Source organism: Streptomyces sp. JB150, from assembly GCF_011193355.1.
Classification (GTDB): domain Bacteria; phylum Actinomycetota; class Actinomycetes; order Streptomycetales; family Streptomycetaceae; genus Streptomyces.
In genome coordinates, this window is the sequence record NZ_CP049780.1 from 5486268 (window position 1) to 5502302 (window position 16035).

Consider the following 16035-nt stretch of genomic DNA (forward strand, 5'->3'; position numbering starts at 1 on the left):
GGGCGTACACCTCGGTTCAGATCTGTGGTTCCGTGCCTGTTCCCCCGTGCGGGTGAACGAAGGCGGGGCCGATCGGTCACTGGCACGCTAGGCAGCTCGCCGCGGGAGGCCGGACAGCACGTGGCCCCGGGCGCCCGTTTCTCACTCGAACGGGCGGCACCGGGGCCTGTTGATCATCCGTGCGGAAGATCAGAGCTTCGTCCACGCCTCCGTGAGGGTGGCGCGCAGTATCTGCTCGATCTCGTCGAAGGTCTCCTGGGTGGAGATCAGCGGCGGGGCGAGCTGGACGACCGGGTCGCCGCGGTCGTCGGCACGGCAGTACAGGCCGTTGTCGAACAGGGCCTTGGAGAGGAAGCCGTACAGGACGCGCTCGGTCTCCTCGTCGTTGAAGGACTCCTTGGTGTTCTTGTCCTTCACCAGCTCGATGCCGTAGAAGTAGCCGTTGCCGCGGACGTCGCCGACGATCGGCAGGTCGTGCAGCTTCTGCAGCGTGGAGAGGAAGGCGCCCTCGTTGTCGAGGACGTGCTGGGTGAGGTTCTCGCGCTCGAACAGGTCGAGGTTGGCGAGGCCCACCGCGGCCGACACGGGGTGGCCGCCGAAGGTGTAGCCGTGCAGGAAGGTGTTGTCGCCCTTGTAGAACGGCTCGGCGACGCGGTCGGAGACGATGCACGCGCCGATCGGGGAGTAACCCGAGGTCATGCCCTTGGCGCAGGTGATCATGTCCGGGACGTAGCCGAACTTGTCGCAGGCGAAGATCGTGCCGAGGCGGCCGAAGGCGCAGATGACCTCGTCCGACACCAGCAGGACGTCGTACTGGTCGCAGATCTCGCGGACCCGCTGGAAGTACCCGGGCGGCGGCGGGAAGCAGCCGCCGGCGTTCTGCACCGGCTCCAGGAAGACCGCGGCGACCGTGTCCGGGCCCTCGAAGAGGATCTGCTGCTCGATCTGGTCGGCGGCCCAGCGGCCGAAGGCCTCGGGGTCGTCGCCGTGGATCGGGGCGCGGTAGATGTTGGTGTTCGGCACCTTGTGCGCGCCCGGCACGAGCGGCTCGAAGGGGGCCTTCAGGGCGGGCAGGCCGGTGATGGACAGGGCGCCCTGCGGGGTGCCGTGGTAGGCGACCGCGCGGGAGATGACCTTGTACTTGGTCGGCTTGCCCTGGAGCTTGAAGTACTGCTTGGCGAGCTTCCAGGCGGTCTCGACCGCCTCGCCGCCGCCGGTGGTGAAGAAGACCTTGTTGAGGTCGCCCGGCGCGTGGTGGGCCAGCCGCTCGGCCAGTTCGACCGCCTTCGGGTGGGCGTAGGACCAGACGGGGAAGAACGCCAGTTCCTGGGCCTGCTTGGCGGCGGTCTCGGCGAGTTCGGTGCGGCCGTGGCCGGCCTGGACCACGAAGAGACCCGCGAGACCGTCGAGGTACCGCTTGCCCTTGTCGTCGTAGATGTAGGTGCCCTCACCGCGGACGATGGTCGGGACGGGAGAGTTCTCGTACGACGACATGCGGGTGAAGTGCATCCACAGGTGGTCGTACGCGCTCTTGCTGAGGTCCTTGGTGCTCACGGTTATCGGGTCCTCACGGGTTATCGGGTTCCCCACATGTAGGTCTGCTTCTTGAGCTTCAGGTAGACGAAGCTCTCGGTGGAGCGCACGCCGGGCAGGGCGCGGATGCGCTTGTTGATGACGCCCAGCAGGTGGTCGTCGTCCTCGCAGACGATCTCCGCGAGGACGTCGAACGAGCCCGCGGTCATCACCACGTACTCCACTTCCGGCATGTCGGTCAGCGCGTCGGCGACGGACTCCGCGTCGCCCTCGACGTTGATCCCGACCATCGCCTGCCGGCGGAAGCCCACGGTGAGCGGGTCCGTGACGGCGACGATCTGCATCACGCCCTGGTCGAGCAGTTTCTGCACGCGCTGGCGCACGGCGGCCTCGGACAGGCCCACGGCCTTGCCGATGGCGGCGTACGGCCGGCGGCCGTCCTCCTGGAGCTGCTCGATGATGGCGAGGGAGACGGCATCCAGCTGGGGGGTGCCGTTCCTGGACTCGCGGGAGTCCCTCTGGTCTGCGCTTCGACTGGCCACGACCTCACTCTGCACGAGGACTCGACAGTTTCGCAAGGTCGGATCGATGAAATCCGTTGTTTACGTGATCCAGCCTTGCGGATTTCGCAGATTCCGCCCGGTGGGGGGTGTTGAAACGGTGGGGCGAGCGACTAGGGTGGGCATCTCAAGGAATGGACATCGACAGGAGGGCCGGCAGTGACCACCGAACTGCGTCGCCTGCGCAACTACATCGACGGAGAGTTCCGGGACGCCGCCGACGGACGGACCACCGATGTGGTGAACCCCGCCACCGGCGAGGCGTACGCCACCGCACCGCTGTCCGGGCAGGCCGACGTCGACGCCGCCATGGCGGCCGCCGAGGCCGCGTTCCCGGCGTGGCGCGACACCACGCCGGCCGAGCGGCAGAAGGCCCTCCTGAAGATCGCTGACGCGTTCGAGGAGCGCGCCGAGGAACTCATCGCGGCCGAGGTGGAGAACACGGGCAAGCCCATCGGGCTGACCCGCTCCGAGGAGATCCCGCCGATGGTGGACCAGATCCGCTTCTTCGCGGGCGCCGCGCGGATGCTGGAGGGCCGCTCCGCCGGCGAGTACATGGACGGGATGACCTCGATCATCCGCCGCGAGCCGGTCGGCGTCTGCGCCCAGGTCGCGCCGTGGAACTACCCGATGATGATGGCCGTGTGGAAGTTCGCCCCGGCCATCGCCGCGGGCAACACGGTCGTCCTGAAGCCGTCGGACACCACCCCCGCGTCCACCGTGCTGATCGCCGAGATCGTCGGCTCGATCCTGCCCAAGGGCGTCTTCAACGTCATCTGCGGCGACCGCGAGACCGGCCGCATGATGGTCGAGCACCCCGTCCCGGCGATGGCCTCCATCACCGGCTCCGTGCGCGCCGGCATGTCCGTCGCCGAGTCCGCCTCCAAGGACCTCAAGCGGGTCCACCTGGAGCTGGGCGGCAAGGCGCCGGTCGTCGTCTTCGAGGACACCGACATCGCCAAGGCCGTCGAGGACATCTCGGTGGCGGGCTTCTTCAACGCCGGCCAGGACTGTACGGCCGCCACCCGCGTCCTCGTCCAGGAGTCCATCCACGACGAGTTCGTCGCCGCGCTCGCCAAGGCCGCGGCCGAGACGAAGACCGGGCAGCCGGACGACGAGGACGTGCTCTTCGGCCCGCTGAACAACCCCAACCAGCTCAAGCAGGTCGCCGGCTTCATCGAGCGGCTGCCCGCCCACGCCAAGGTCGAGGCCGGCGGCCACCAGGTCGGCGAGCGGGGCTACTTCTACGCCCCCACCGTCGTCTCCGGCCTGAAGCAGGACGACGAGATCATCCAGAACGAGGTCTTCGGCCCCGTCATCACCGTGCAGTCCTTCACCGACGAGGACCAGGCGGTCCAGTACGCCAACGGCGTCGAGTACGCCCTGGCGTCCTCGGTGTGGACCAAGGACCACGGCCGCGCCATGCGGATGTCCAAGAAGCTCGACTTCGGCTGCGTGTGGATCAACACCCACATCCCGCTGGTCGCCGAGATGCCGCACGGCGGCTTCAAGAAGTCCGGCTACGGCAAGGACCTCTCCGGCTACGGCTTCGAGGACTACACCCGCATCAAGCACGTCATGACGTCGCTGGACGCGTGACACACCGCTGAACGGGCGCAGTCGAGCCCGCGGCCCCGGACGGAGGACGGACCGTCCGGGGCCGCGTCATGTCCGGCGGGATGCCGGAGACCGTCCGGGGCCCACGCTGCCGTACGGATGGCGTGCCGGGGGCCGGTTGACAGGGCCGGATGCTACGGCCCGCGCTCGACGCGACATCGTTTGTCCGCGCCCGCCCCACGGCCGGGTACCTGATCGTCATCACCGAGTCGAGGTGCGCCCGGTTCGTCCGACGGGGTACGGCCGGCTACGTCCATGCAGTGGGCCTTTCCGGGCGCTCCGCGTCACTGCTCGCCGGGCGGTTCCGATCGGTAGGCGGCTCGTGCGAGCTCGAGGGCCGCGGCCAAGCGGGCGGGATCGGCGAGCGGAGCGTTCCGGACGCGGTACTGCGTGAGCACGTTGGTCGTCGTCTCGATGACGAGAGTGCGCGGGACGCGGTAGGGCCAGGGACGGCCGTACAAACCGTCGTCGCTGATGACCCATTCGTCACCGGCCAGCTCGACGACGGCACCGAGATCACGCCCGTCTCCGGTGTGCGACGCGACCGCGAGCCGGACCAGCGCCACGAGTTCCTCGACAGGAAGGTGCGGCATTCCCGGGCCTGCCACCCCCATGTCGCGGGCCTCGGCATTGAGACGCCGGCACAGACGGCGCGCGTTCTCGCCCGGCCTCCACGACTGCCAGCTCGAGGCCGTCGGTTGGCCGCCGGACTCGGTCTCGATGCGCACGGTGACCGCGGCTCGTGCCGCACGAAAGCGCAAGCGGGCGTCGACGAGACCCTCCGGCCGCACACGCACTCCGCCGGCGGAGATCGCTCCCATCTCCTGGGCCTGCTGCAGAACCTGCCGGACGGACGGTTGGTCCCCGCGGTTCTCGGCCGTGTTCAGTGCGGCCTCACGATCGCCGTAACCCTCCTCCACGGACATCCGCCCGAGCCGTTCTATCTCCTCGGCCGCCCGGTGTATTCGCTGGTCGACCCGGCGCAGCCCCTCGTTGAGTTCCTGGGTCTGCTGCTCGGTCCGGTGCAACCGCCGTTCGAGCACGGCGAGGGGAACCAGCAGGATCAAGGTCGCGCCGATCTCCAGCAGAAAGCCGGGCACGTAGCCCATGCCGTCCATCACCCAGCCGCCGACGACCATGGCGGCGCCCAGCCCTGTGGCCAGCCAGATCGCCCAGTGCAGACGGCGCATGGTCCCCCGCCGCTCCCCCATCCTCCGATTCGTCTCTATCCTGACACGCGGGGGTGGGGCGAAGAAGTCCCACTGTCCGCGGGGGAGACGGGATGCCGCGACCTGACGACTCCGGCCGACGCAGGACGGCCCGCATGCTCAACGAGCGCCCGGCGTTCGGAATCCATTCGTTCAAGAACCGGACGGACGAACTGCACAGCATCCGGGTACTGTTCGAGGATCCCTCCGTGCGGATCACCAGCCTGCTGGGACGCCGCGGCATAGGCAAGAGTCTGCTGGCGGTGCGAGCCGCGCGCAGCGTCGCCGAGGGCGTCTGGCCGGACGGCGCGAGGACCGAACCAGTGGACGCGGTCGTGTTCTTCGGCGAGCGCACCACCGGCATCACGTTCGAACAGATCTTCTTCGACTGCCTGCGACTGCTCGATGCGCATGAGTCCGACCGGCTCCACCGCATCTGGGGGAGCAGGCGGCGGGCCGCCGACAAGGCAACGGAGTTGTTCGACGCGCTGGCTCCCCTGAACGTCCTGATCCTCCTGGACAACCTGGAGGAACTGCTGGACGAGGAGGACGTGTTCCGGGAGCCGGAGCTGATGGAGGCGGTGAAGGCTCTCCTCACGCACGAGAGTGCGCCTCGCCTGCTCATCACCAGTCAGGTGCCCTTGGCGCTCCCGGCCCAGTTCGCTCGGGCCGAGCGCCGCATCCTCATGGAAGAGGGGCTGCCACGCCAGGACTCGATCGCCCTGTTACGCGAGCTGGACGCCGACGGCCTCGGCGGCATCCGGGACGCCGACGACGCACTGCTGGCGGAGACAGCGGGGCGAGTGTACGGCGTGCCCAGGGGCCTCGAACTCATCGCCGGAGCGCTTCAGGACGACGTCAGCATGCGGTCGTTACGTGAGTGGCTGAGGGACACGGCCGCGCTGACCAGCCTGGTGGATGAACTGGCGCAGCGCCGCTATCGCGACCTGGACGAGCACCATCGGCTGGTCATGGATGTGCTGGCGGTCTTCGGCACCCCCGTCCCGCCGGACGCCGTGGCCTGGGTGCTCGGCCCGCTGGCGCCCGGCCTCAGCGTGGACGCCGTGCTGCGGCGGCTGACGCGGGGCTTCCTCGCCCGGGCGAACCGCGAGAACCGCACCTACTCGCTGCTTCCCATGGACACCGACATCGCCCGTGCCGACCTCGCCCGGCGTGCTCCCCTCCTGGCCCGTCGCCTGCACCGGCGCGCCGCGGACTGGTACGCCCGGACCGCCATACCGCGGGAGGAGTGGCGCACTCCGCAGGACGTGGCCCCGCAGCGGCGGGAGTTGGCGCATCGCGTGCAGGCCGGTGACTACGACGAGGCAGCCCTGCTCCTTGACCGGTTCGCGGACTTCCTGGTCTGGCAGGGCTCCGCCGGCACCGTCATGTCCATGTGCACGGACCTGGCGGGGCGGCTGACGGGGCGGCAGGCCCGCCTGGCCTACCTGGTCGCCCGCGGACACGCCCAGTTCGCGATCGGGCCCATGAACACGTCGATCGAGCTGCTTCAGGAGGCCGAGTCGCTGGCGCAGGTTCCGCAGGACGCGGCGTGCCTGCAACGCATTCTCTTCCTTCTCGGGGACATGGACCGCTTCGAGGGCCGTCACTCCGATGCCGTCCCCCGGCTCCGGCGCTCCGCCGATATTGCCTCCAGGCTCGGGATGGTGGAGGAGTACGCCCACGCGCTGCTCTGCCTGAGCCTGGCCCACAGCTATGCCGACCGGCCCGACCTTGGCCTGGAGGTGGCGGCCGAACTGTCCGAACTGGCCCGGGGGTCGAGCCTGCCCATCGTCCGTGCCCGGGAGGCCAACGCCCTCGCCTGTGCCTACGCGGCGATGCGGGAATGGCCGCGCGTCACTCACGTCGTCGAGGCTTCGATCATCGCCTATGACGAGTCCGGCATTCCGGAGGCCTTGGGGTTCTCCTGGAACACCCTGGGTCTCGCCCGTGTCGGTACCGGTGACCTCACGTCGGCACTCAGCGCGTTCGACATGGGTGTCGAACGAAGCGCGGACGTCGGCTGGCTGCTCCCCGAAGCGGTGTGCCGGTTCAACCAGACCTGGGCCCTGTGGCGGCTGGGCCGGGCGGCCGACGCGGAAAGCTCCGGCCGCCGGGCGCTCATCGCCTATCAGCGTTGCGGCTCCAAGGACGAAGCCGCCGCGGCTGCCCTGTATGACGCCGTCGCGGCTGACCGGAGCGGCGATCCGGTGAGTGCCGCGCGTCATCTGCAGCGCTGCGCCGCGCTGGTCGTGGGAAACCCCGACCTGTGTCCCGCGGAGTGGTTCACGGCCGCGGCGGACCGGCTGCGCGTCCGGTGACCTGTCAGTGGCCGTGCGGGGCCTGTTCGTCGTGGGACTTGTCCGGCCGCTGTTCGGCCGTGGGCGCGGGCTGTTCGTCCGCCCGGACCGTGAAGGCCGCCGTGTGGACCTCGCCGCCCGTCCTGAAGTCGAGGAAGAGGCGGTAGGTGCCCCGGCTGGGGGCGGTCGCGGAGAAGGCGACCTTCGGGCCGGAGGCGGCGGTGCCGTGGGCCTCCTCGTGCGGGTGGACGTGCAGGTAGGCGAGGTCGCCGGAGCGCAGGGCGACCAGGTGGCCGTAGGCGCCGAGGTACGGCTGGAGGGCGGCCGGCTCGCCGTCGCGGCGGACGGTGAAGGTCAGGTCGCTCGCGCCGCCCGCCTTGAGGGTGCCGTCGAGGGTGACCTCGTAGCCGTCCACGGTGGTTGTGGTGGCGGGGGCGGGCAGGGTGTCCGGGGTGTAGGTGCCGGAGACCGCCAGGTCGGCGCCCAGCGTCAGGCCCTCGCGCTCGGCGGCCGGGGTGAAGTCGGCGAGGACGCGGTAGCCGCCGGGGTCGGGGAGGGTGGTCCTGGTCGTCCAGGTGCCGTCGGCCGTGCGGGTGGGGTGCAGGTGGCGGTAGGTGGTGAGGTCGCGTGAGGCGACGATCAGGTGCAGGTCCTTCTCGTGCTCGCGCCGGTAGTCGGTCACCGGGCGGCCGTCCGCGTCGCGGATGACGAAGCGCAGGGCGGCCGGTTCACCGGCCGGTACGCGCGGGGTCCTCAGGTCCAGGGTGTAGCCGTTCTGGGAGATCTGGAGGCCGCCGGGTGTGGTGTTCCCGGGTGCGGTGTCCCCGGGAGCGGGGGAGGAGTGGGCGGCCGGTTCGTGGCCGCCGGCCCCGCCGGTGTCCGGGGAGAGCGGGGAGACCGCGTCGCCGATGCCGTACGCGGCGGCGAAGGACGCGGCCAGCGCGGCGCCGAAGGCACCGATCTTGTACAGGGGGCGCATCTCTGACTCCTGACTGCTCTTGATCTGGGTACCCGGTGGGGGTATATATGTGAGCAGCTTATACCCCCTGGGGGTATCAAGTGAAGAGTGATCCGAGAGTCGGCGAGCAGTCCAGGAGGAGCGATGATCACCACGGCCCCCGGTGCCACCACCGAGGTCGAACTCGCCATCGGCGGAATGACCTGCGCCTCCTGCGCGGCGCGCATCGAGAAGAAGCTCAACCGCATGGACGGCGTCACCGCCACCGTCAACTACGCGACGGAGAAGGCGAAGGTGACGTACGCCGGGAACGTGACCGTCCCCGACCTGATCGCCACCGTCGAGGCCACCGGATACACCGCGCGGGAACCCGAGCCACCGCGGACCGGACCGGACCAGGCGCCCCCCGACGAACGCGGCGCCGCCGACGAGCTGACGCCGCTGCGGCAGCGGCTGGTCACCGCCGTCGTGCTCGCCGTCCCGGTGATCGCCCTGGCGATGGTCCCGGCGCTCCAGTTCACGTACTGGCAGTGGCTGTCCCTGACCCTCGCCGCCCCCGTCGTCACCTACGCCGCCTGGCCGTTCCACCGCGCCGCGTGGACCAACGCCCGGCACGGCGCCGCCACCATGGACACGCTGATCTCGGTCGGCACCTCGGCCGCGTTCCTGTGGTCGCTGTGGGCGCTCTTCTTCGGCACGGCGGGCACACCCGGCATGACCCATCCGTTCGAGCTGACCATCGCCCGCGGCGACGGCTCCGGGAACATCTATCTGGAGGCCGCCGCCGGAGTCACCGCGTTCATCCTGGCCGGCCGCTACTTCGAGGCCCGCTCCAAGCGCACGGCGGGCGCCGCGCTGCGGGCGCTGATGGAACTCGGCGCCAAGGACGTCACCGTGCTGCGCGACGGCACCGAAGTGCGCGTGCCGGTCGGCGAGTTGCGGGCGGGCGACCGGTTCGTCGTGCGGCCCGGCGAGAAGATCGCCACCGACGGCGTCGTCGTCGAGGGCGGCTCCGCCGTGGACGCCTCCCTGCTCACCGGCGAGTCCGTGCCCGTCGAGGTCGGCGTCGGCGACCCCGTCGCCGGTGCCACCGTCAACGCGGGCGGCCGGCTCGTCGTCGAGGCCACCCGGGTCGGCGCCGACACCCAGCTCGCCCGGATGGCCAGGCTGGTCGAGGACGCGCAGAACGGCAAGGCCGCCGCCCAGCGGCTCGCCGACCGGATCTCCGGCGTCTTCGTCCCGGTCGTCATCGCGCTCGCCCTCGGCACCCTCGGCTTCTGGCTCGGCAACGGCGCCGGGCTCACCGCCGCGTTCACCGCCGCCGTCGCCGTGCTGGTCATCGCCTGCCCGTGCGCGCTGGGCCTGGCCACGCCGACCGCGCTGCTCGTCGGCACCGGGCGCGGCGCCCAGCTCGGCATCCTCATCAAGGGACCCGAGGTCCTGGAGTCCACCCGCCGCGTCGACACCGTCGTCCTCGACAAGACCGGCACCGTCACCACCGGCCGGATGACCCTGCTCGCCGTGCACACCGCCGGCGCCACCGGCACCGACGAGGTGCTGCGGCTCGCGGGCGCCCTGGAGCACGCCTCCGAGCACCCCGTCGCCCGCGCCGTCGCCGCCGCGGCCGCCGAGCGGACCGGCAGCCTGCCGGTCCCGGAGGACTTCGCCAACGTGCCGGGGCTCGGTGTGCAGGGCATCGTCGAGGGACACGCCGTGCTCGTCGGCCGGGAGAAGCTGCTGGCGGAGTGGGCGATCGAGCTTCCCGCCGAACTCGCGGCGGCCAGGGCGCGGGCCGAGCGGAACGGCCGTACGGCCATCGCCGTCGCCTGGGACGGCGAGGCCCGTGCGGTGCTGGAGGTCGCCGACGCCGTGAAGGACACGAGCGCCGAGGCCGTCCGCCGGCTCCGCTCACTGGGGCTGCGGCCGGTGCTGCTCACCGGCGACAACCAGGCCGTCGCCGAGGCGGTGGCCCGCGAGGTCGGCATCGGTGAGGTGATCGCCGAGGTGCTGCCCGAGGACAAGGTGGCGGTCGTCGAGCGGCTGCAGGCCGAGGGCCGTACGGTCGCGATGGTCGGCGACGGCGTCAACGACGCGGCCGCGCTCGCCCAGGCGGACCTCGGGCTCGCCCTGGGCACCGGCACGGACGCGGCGATCGAGGCCGGCGACCTGACCCTGGTCCGCGGCGACCTGCGGGTCGCGGCGGACGCCATCCGCCTCTCCCGCCGCACCCTCGCCACCATCAAGGGCAACCTGTTCTGGGCCTTCGCCTACAACGTCGCCGCCCTGCCGCTGGCCGCGGCCGGCCTGCTCAACCCGATGATCGCGGGCGCGGCGATGGCCTTCTCCTCGGTCTTCGTGGTCGGCAACTCGCTGCGGCTGCGCGGATTCAAGGCCGTCAGCTGATGCGACGTCAGATGCAGTCAGGGGCGGCTCTCCCGCGTGAGGGCCGCCCTTGCCGATCCCGGCCACCCCTGGCGGTCCCCTCCTACTTCAGGGCCGCCCCCACGATGCCCTGCACCACCGGATTGCCCGACTCGTCCTTGGCGTCGGTGTCGTTGACCGAGTAGACGACCGTACGGCTCAGATCGCGGGTCGCGGCGACCGCCGTGCTGTACCCGTACCGCGCGCCGGACTTGAACCAGTAGACCCGGCCGCCGGACTCGTACCGCTGGAGCCCGGCGCTGTGGGTGGCGCCCTCGATGTGCTCGGGGACCCGGAACATCTCCCGCAGCTGCGGCTTCGGCACGACCCGCCCCCGGAACAGCGCGGTGACCAGCCGCTCCAGGTCGGCGGTCGTGGAGATCATGTCGCCCGCCGCCCAGCGGTCCGCCTGGTTCCACTCGGTGACGTCGACCAGCCGGGCCGTGCCGTGGGGTCCCGTCATCGTCTGGTAGCCCCGGTTGTGCGGGCCGAGGATGCGCGGATCCGTGCCGGGGAAGTACGTGTCCCGCATCCCGGCCGGCCTCAGCACGCGCCGCGTCGCCTCCGCGGCGTACGGGCGACCGGTGACCTTCTCGATCAGCAGGCCGAGGATCGTGTAGTTGACGTTCAGGTAGTGCTGCCGCTTCCCGGGCGGGAACTCCGGCCCCTTGGCCACCGCCGACGCCACGACCCGCTCCGGCGGAAGGGCGTCAAAGCGGTGCGCGTACGCCTCCTCGACGGTGTCCCCGAGACCGTCACCGGGCTGGATGCCGCTGGTGTGGTTCAGCAACTGCCGTACGGAGACCGGCCGGAACCGGGGGCCGAGCAGGCCGGGGAGGTAGTGCTGCACCGGCCGGTTCAGGTCGATTTGGCCGTCCGCCGCGAGGTCCAGCACCACGGCGGCGGTCACCACCTTGGTCGTGGACCCGGCGCGGAAGCGGGCGTCCGGGTCCGCCGCGCGCCCGCTCACCAGATCCCGCACGCCCGCGCTGCCCCGCCAGACGCCGTCCGTGCCGCCGACCCGCACGAGGGCGGCGGTGGCGTGCTCGCCGGGCAGCCCGGCCAGCGCGGCGCTCAGCGCGGCGGCGTCCGGCGCCTTCCCGTGCGCCGGGGCGGTCACCCCGGGCGCGGCGAGGGCCGGGGCTGCGGCGAGCGGGCCGCCCGCCCCGAGGGCGAGCGCGAGGGCGGCGGCGACGGTCGTACGGCGGCTGAGGCGCATGGCGCATCCGTTCCTGAGCGAGTGACAGGGAGGGTCACGGGTGACGGTGATCATCCTCGGGCGGTACGGCGTCGCCCGGATCGTCGCTCAGGAGGGCACCGACCCTGGCCGGACCCGGAGCGACGCGCCCGGACGTTCAGGGGGTTGTCCGGGGGTGTCCCCTAGGGGGCCGGGCCGCCCAGGACACGCCGGCCCGGCCGAGGCTCAGCGCTCCCCGCCGTGCCGCTCCCCGCCGTGCCGCTCCCCGCCGTGCCGCTCCTGCGCCGCCATCACCTCGTCGCCGTACTCGAACGCCCACGCGCCGAACGAGCCGATCGGCGCGAGCAACGTCCGCCCCAGCGCGGTCAGTTCGTACTCCACGCGCGGCGGGGCGCCGCCGTACGCGCGCCGGGTCACGAGCCCGTTGAACTCCAGGCGGCGCAACGTCTCCGTCAGCACCTTCTGGCTGATGCCGCCGATGCGCTCCCGCAGTTCCCCCGGGCGGTACGGGCCGTCCCGCAGCGCCCACAGCACCACCGCGTTCCAGGTGTGCGCGAGCAGGTCGAAGGCGAGCCGGGCACGGCAGTCGGCGAGGAAGCCCTGGTCAGTGGTCACGCACCGAATGGTGCCCGAGCGGCTTCCTACCGTGTCGGCCATGCGTATAGGAATCCTCGGAAGCGGAAACATGGCGGACGCCCTCGGCACCCGGTGGCGGCGTGCCGGACACGACGTGCGGACCGGCGGCCGCCGGGACGGCGGACTGCGGGCGGCGGCGGAACACGGCACCGACGCGGTGCTCCTGGCGGTGCCCCACGAGGCGGCCGTCGACGTGGCCGCCGGACTGGCGGACGTGCTGCGCGGGCGCACGCTCATCGACTGCACCAACCCGGTCGGCCCCGGCTTCACCCTGCGCACGGGCGGCGGCCCCTCGGCGGCCGAGCGCGTCGCCGCGGCCGCGCCCGGCGCGCACGTCGTCAAGGCGTTCAACCTCTGCCACGCCGACGTCTGGCGGCTGACCCCGCCCGTCTTCGACGGCCGCCCGCTCGCGGTGCCGCTGTGCGGCGACGACGAGGCGGCGCTCGCCGCCGTACGTCGACTCGTCCGCGACCTCGGCTGTGTGCCGCTGTCCGCGGGCGGGCTGGAACGGGCCGGGCTGGTGGAGGCGACGGCGGCACTGCTGATCGGCCTGTGGGTGGGGGAGGGGGCGGACGCCCAGGCCATCGCGCCGCCGCTGGAGTACGCCGGACCGCGCGGCTAACCGCGGCGGCGCAGCGCGCACAGGGCGTCCACGCGGTTGGTGGTGATGGAGTCGACGCCCAGGTCGAGCAGGCGGCGCATGGCGCGGACCGTGTCCGGGGTCCACACGGACAGCAGGTAGCCGTCGCGGTGGACGCGGGCGGCGAGGTCGCGGTCGACCAACCCGAAGCGGTAGTTGAGCCAGCGCGGGCGCACCGCGTCCAGCAGCGCGGGGCGCGGCGGTGCCAGCGTCGTCCAGGTCAGGGCGATCTCGGCGGCCGGGTCGGCGGTGCGCACCGCGAGCATCGCGGCGGCCCCCGCGCAGTAGTACACCCGGTCCTCGGCGCGGCAGTCGCGGACCACGTCCACCACCCGGCGGGCCACCCGCACGTCCGGGCTGCCGGGCAGGTCCAGCATCACCCGGCTGCCCTCCGTCGCCGCCAGCGCCGCGGCCAGCGTCGGCACCCGCTGCCCCGTCGCCTCCGCCAACTCCGCGGCCGTCAGCGCCCGTACCGGCTTGTCCAGCTCCCAGAGCCGTTCCAGCGTCTCGTCGTGCAGCAGCACCGGGACGCCGTCCCGCGTCAGCCGTACGTCGATCTCGACGGCGTCCGCGCCCAGTTCGCGTGCGATACGCAGCGAACGCAGGGTGTTCTCGCGGGCGTGGTAGGGGGCGCCGCGGTGGGCGACGGCGGTCACGTTGCGCATGGGCCCATTGTGTCGGGCCGGGCCCATGCGCGGGTGCGGGGCGGTTACGGGGGTGGGTGTGGCTTCGCGTGCGGGCTCGGGCTCGGGCGCGGGTGCGGGGGCCGGGTGGGAAGGTCGGGTGCGGTCAGGGGGTGGGCCGGCCCGCGGTGTACGTGTCGGTGTACGCGTCGATCTCGGCGGCCAGGCGGGCCTTGCCGGCCGGGTCGAGGAAGGACGCCTCGACGGCGTTCTTCGCCAGGTCGGCGATGCCTCGCTCGTCCAGGTCCAGCAGGCGCGCGGCGACCGCGTACTCGGTGTTCAGGTCGGTGCCGAACATCGGCGGGTCGTCCGAGTTGATGGTGACGAGGACGCCGGCGCTGACGAACTCCCGGACCGGGTGCTCCTCCAGGGTGCGGACCGCGCGGGTGGCGATGTTCGAGGTGGGGCAGACCTCCAGCGCGATGCGGTGCTCGGCGAGGTGCGCCAGCAGCTTCGGGTCCCGCGCCGAGCTGGTGCCGTGGCCGATGCGCTCGGCGCGCAGATGGGTGAGGGCGTCCCAGACCGTCTCCGGGCCGGTGGTCTCGCCCGCGTGCGGCACGGACCGCAGGCCGGCGGCGATGGCGCGGTCGAAGTACGGCTTGAACTGCGGGCGGGGTACGCCGATCTCCGGGCCGCCGAGTCCGAACGAGACCAGGCCCTCCGGGCGGACGCGGTCGTCGGTCGCGAGCCGGGTCGTCTCCTCGGCGGCCTCCAGGCCCGCCTCGCCGGGGATGTCGAAGCACCAGCGCAGGACGGTCCCGAACTCGGCCTCGGCCGCCTTGCGGGCGTCCTCGATGGCGTCCATGAACGCCTTCTCGTCGATGCCGCGGCGGGTGGAGGAGAAGGGGGTGATCGTCAGCTCGGCGTAGCGGACCTGCTGGCGGGCGAGGTCGCGGGCGACCTCGTAGGTCAGGAGGCGGACGTCCTCCGGGGTGCGGATGAGGTCGACGACGGACAGGTAGACCTCGATGAAGTGCGCGAAGTCCGTGAAGGTGAAGTAGTCGACCAGGGCCTCGGGGTCCGTGGGGACCTTGGAGTCGGGGTGGCGGGCGGCGAGTTCGGCGACGATGCGGGGGGAGGCGGAGCCGACGTGGTGGACGTGGAGTTCGGCTTTCGGGAGGCCGGCGATGAAGTCGCCTGCGGCGGCTCGGGGGGTGGTGGTGAGGTGGCTGTCGGGCACGGGTTCCTCCCCGGGAAGGCGGCCGCCCTCCGGGAGTGGGGGAGGGTGGGCGCGGTGATCGGCTGATCGGTGGGTCGGGGTCATCGTAGGACGGGAGGTGGGGGGTGTGGGGTGTGGGTGGGTGCGGGTTGTGGGTTTCCTGCGGGTCGGTGGGGGCTGGTCGCGCACTTCCCCGCGCCCCTGGGGGAGGTGGGGCGTGAGGTCGTGGGGTCGTGCGGGTCGGTGGGGGTTGAGCGCGCAGTTCCCCGCGCCCCTTCGGCGAAGTCGCGGGCCCCTGGATGGGAAGGGGGCGGCGGAGGGGTCGTAGCATGTCGGGACGTACGACCAGAGGGGGATCCGCGCATGTCCGACGACAGGCAGCCGCCTGCGGCGCCGGAGCAGGGCTCCGCGGCGTCGCACGGTGAGGCCGTGCGGGATCCCTGGGCGCCGCCGGAGGAGCCGAAGGTGGGGCTGCGGAAGGACGTGGCGCCGCCGCCGGTGAGCGGGGCGGGGGACACGGTCGCCTCCGGGACCCCGGTGGCGCCGTCCGTGCACGAGCAGCAGACGATGACCTCGCTGCCCGCCGAGGGGTGGGCCGCGCCGACGGTGCCGCCGAGTCCCGGGGGGCCGCCGCCCGGTCTCGGCGATCCGTTCGCCCCGCCCGTCCCGCCCGTGCCGGAGGGGCAGGTTCCGCCGCCTCCGATCGGGCCGGAGGGGCCGGGGCACGTGCCGTACGGCTACCCGCAGGCGCCGGTGCCCGCGCCGGCCGGCGGTGGGTACTACGGGTGGCCCGGTGTGCCGCCGATGCCCGCCAACGGGATGGGGACGGCCGGGCTGGTGCTCGGGATCGTCGCGGCGGCGGTGTTCTGTCTGTGGCCGCTGGCGATCGTCCTCGGCGTGCTGGGCATCGTCTTCGGGGCGATCGGCCGGGGGAAGGCGCTGCGGGGCGAGGCCACCAACGGCGGGCAGGCCCTGGCGGGGATCATCTGCGGCATCGGTGGCGTCGTGCTCGGGATCGCGATGGGTGTGCTGGTGCTCGTGACCCGGTGACGCGGCGGGCGCGCCGCCTACGCCGCCGGCCGCGCCGCCTACGCCGCCGGCCGCGCCGCCTACGCCGCCGGC

The 16035-nt window shown here is 72.4% G+C and carries 12 protein-coding genes and 1 pseudogene; 5 read left to right on the forward strand and 8 right to left on the reverse strand.

The genetic code is table 11. From position 1 onward, the window contains the following. Positions 1 to 189 precede the first annotated feature (189 nt). Entirely contained in the window at positions 190 to 1554 is a 1365-nt protein-coding gene (locus G7Z13_RS25470; protein ID WP_166002550.1) for an aspartate aminotransferase family protein, read from the reverse strand. A gap of 20 nt (positions 1555 to 1574) precedes the next feature. Next, positions 1575 to 2090: an Lrp/AsnC family transcriptional regulator gene (locus G7Z13_RS25475; protein WP_166002551.1), complete on the reverse strand. Its 516-nt coding sequence runs from the start codon at positions 2088 to 2090 to the stop codon at positions 1575 to 1577. A 162-nt stretch (positions 2091 to 2252) separates the two neighbouring features. On the opposite strand from G7Z13_RS25475, the gene G7Z13_RS25480 reads away from it, so the two are divergent. Continuing rightward, the gene (locus tag G7Z13_RS25480; protein WP_166002552.1) at positions 2253 to 3692 is read left to right on the forward strand and encodes a gamma-aminobutyraldehyde dehydrogenase; all 1440 of its coding nucleotides are present in this window, start codon (positions 2253 to 2255) and stop codon (positions 3690 to 3692) included. A 302-nt stretch (positions 3693 to 3994) separates the two neighbouring features. Here G7Z13_RS25480 and G7Z13_RS25485 read toward each other — a convergent pair whose 3' ends face one another. Continuing rightward, complete coding sequence (locus G7Z13_RS25485) at positions 3995 to 4900, reverse strand: hypothetical protein (protein ID WP_166002553.1); 906 nt, start codon at positions 4898 to 4900, stop codon at positions 3995 to 3997. Positions 4901 to 5034: 134 nt separating this feature from the next. Here G7Z13_RS25485 and G7Z13_RS25490 point away from each other — a divergent pair, with 134 nt between their 5' ends. Beyond that, complete coding sequence (locus tag G7Z13_RS25490; RefSeq protein ID WP_166002554.1) at positions 5035 to 7239, forward strand: hypothetical protein; 2205 nt, start codon at positions 5035 to 5037, stop codon at positions 7237 to 7239. A 4-nt stretch (positions 7240 to 7243) separates the two neighbouring features. On the opposite strand, the gene G7Z13_RS25495 is transcribed toward G7Z13_RS25490, so the two are convergent. Beyond that, the gene (locus G7Z13_RS25495; protein WP_166002555.1) at positions 7244 to 8197 is read right to left on the reverse strand and encodes a hypothetical protein; all 954 of its coding nucleotides are present in this window, start codon (positions 8195 to 8197) and stop codon (positions 7244 to 7246) included. Positions 8198 to 8320: 123 nt separating this feature from the next. On the opposite strand from G7Z13_RS25495, the gene G7Z13_RS25500 reads away from it, so the two are divergent. Further along, positions 8321 to 10579, forward strand: a complete 2259-nt coding sequence (locus G7Z13_RS25500; RefSeq protein ID WP_166002556.1) for a heavy metal translocating P-type ATPase — start codon at positions 8321 to 8323, stop codon at positions 10577 to 10579. 82 nt (positions 10580 to 10661) lie between these two features. On the opposite strand, the gene G7Z13_RS25505 is transcribed toward G7Z13_RS25500, so the two are convergent. Beyond that, a complete protein-coding gene (locus G7Z13_RS25505) occupies positions 10662 to 11816 on the reverse strand; it encodes a serine hydrolase domain-containing protein (RefSeq protein ID WP_166002557.1) in 1155 nt (384 codons plus the stop codon). A 204-nt stretch (positions 11817 to 12020) separates the two neighbouring features. Next, positions 12021 to 12410, reverse strand: coding sequence for a helix-turn-helix domain-containing protein (locus G7Z13_RS25510; protein ID WP_166002558.1), 390 nt, complete (start codon positions 12408 to 12410; stop codon positions 12021 to 12023). A gap of 40 nt (positions 12411 to 12450) precedes the next feature. On the opposite strand from G7Z13_RS25510, the gene G7Z13_RS25515 reads away from it, so the two are divergent. Next, complete coding sequence (locus tag G7Z13_RS25515; RefSeq protein ID WP_166002559.1) at positions 12451 to 13053, forward strand: NAD(P)-binding domain-containing protein; 603 nt, start codon at positions 12451 to 12453, stop codon at positions 13051 to 13053. Here the strand turns inward: G7Z13_RS25515 and G7Z13_RS25520 are convergent. Together G7Z13_RS25520 and G7Z13_RS25525 are read right to left on the reverse strand one after the other, a co-directional pair. Continuing rightward, positions 13050 to 13736: a glycerophosphodiester phosphodiesterase gene (locus G7Z13_RS25520; protein WP_166002560.1), complete on the reverse strand. Its 687-nt coding sequence runs from the start codon at positions 13734 to 13736 to the stop codon at positions 13050 to 13052. The two genes, G7Z13_RS25515 and G7Z13_RS25520, sit on opposite strands and share 4 nt — an antisense overlap. 124 nt (positions 13737 to 13860) lie before the next feature. Next, positions 13861 to 14993 (reverse strand): annotated as a pseudogene (locus tag G7Z13_RS25525) (adenosine deaminase). Positions 14994 to 15276: 283 nt separating this feature from the next. Between G7Z13_RS25525 and G7Z13_RS25530 the strand changes: the two are divergent. Next, positions 15277 to 15963 (forward strand): DUF4190 domain-containing protein, encoded by a 687-nt coding sequence (locus G7Z13_RS25530; RefSeq protein WP_166002562.1) that lies wholly within the window; start codon positions 15277 to 15279, stop codon positions 15961 to 15963. The last annotated feature ends 72 nt before the right edge of the window (positions 15964 to 16035 follow it).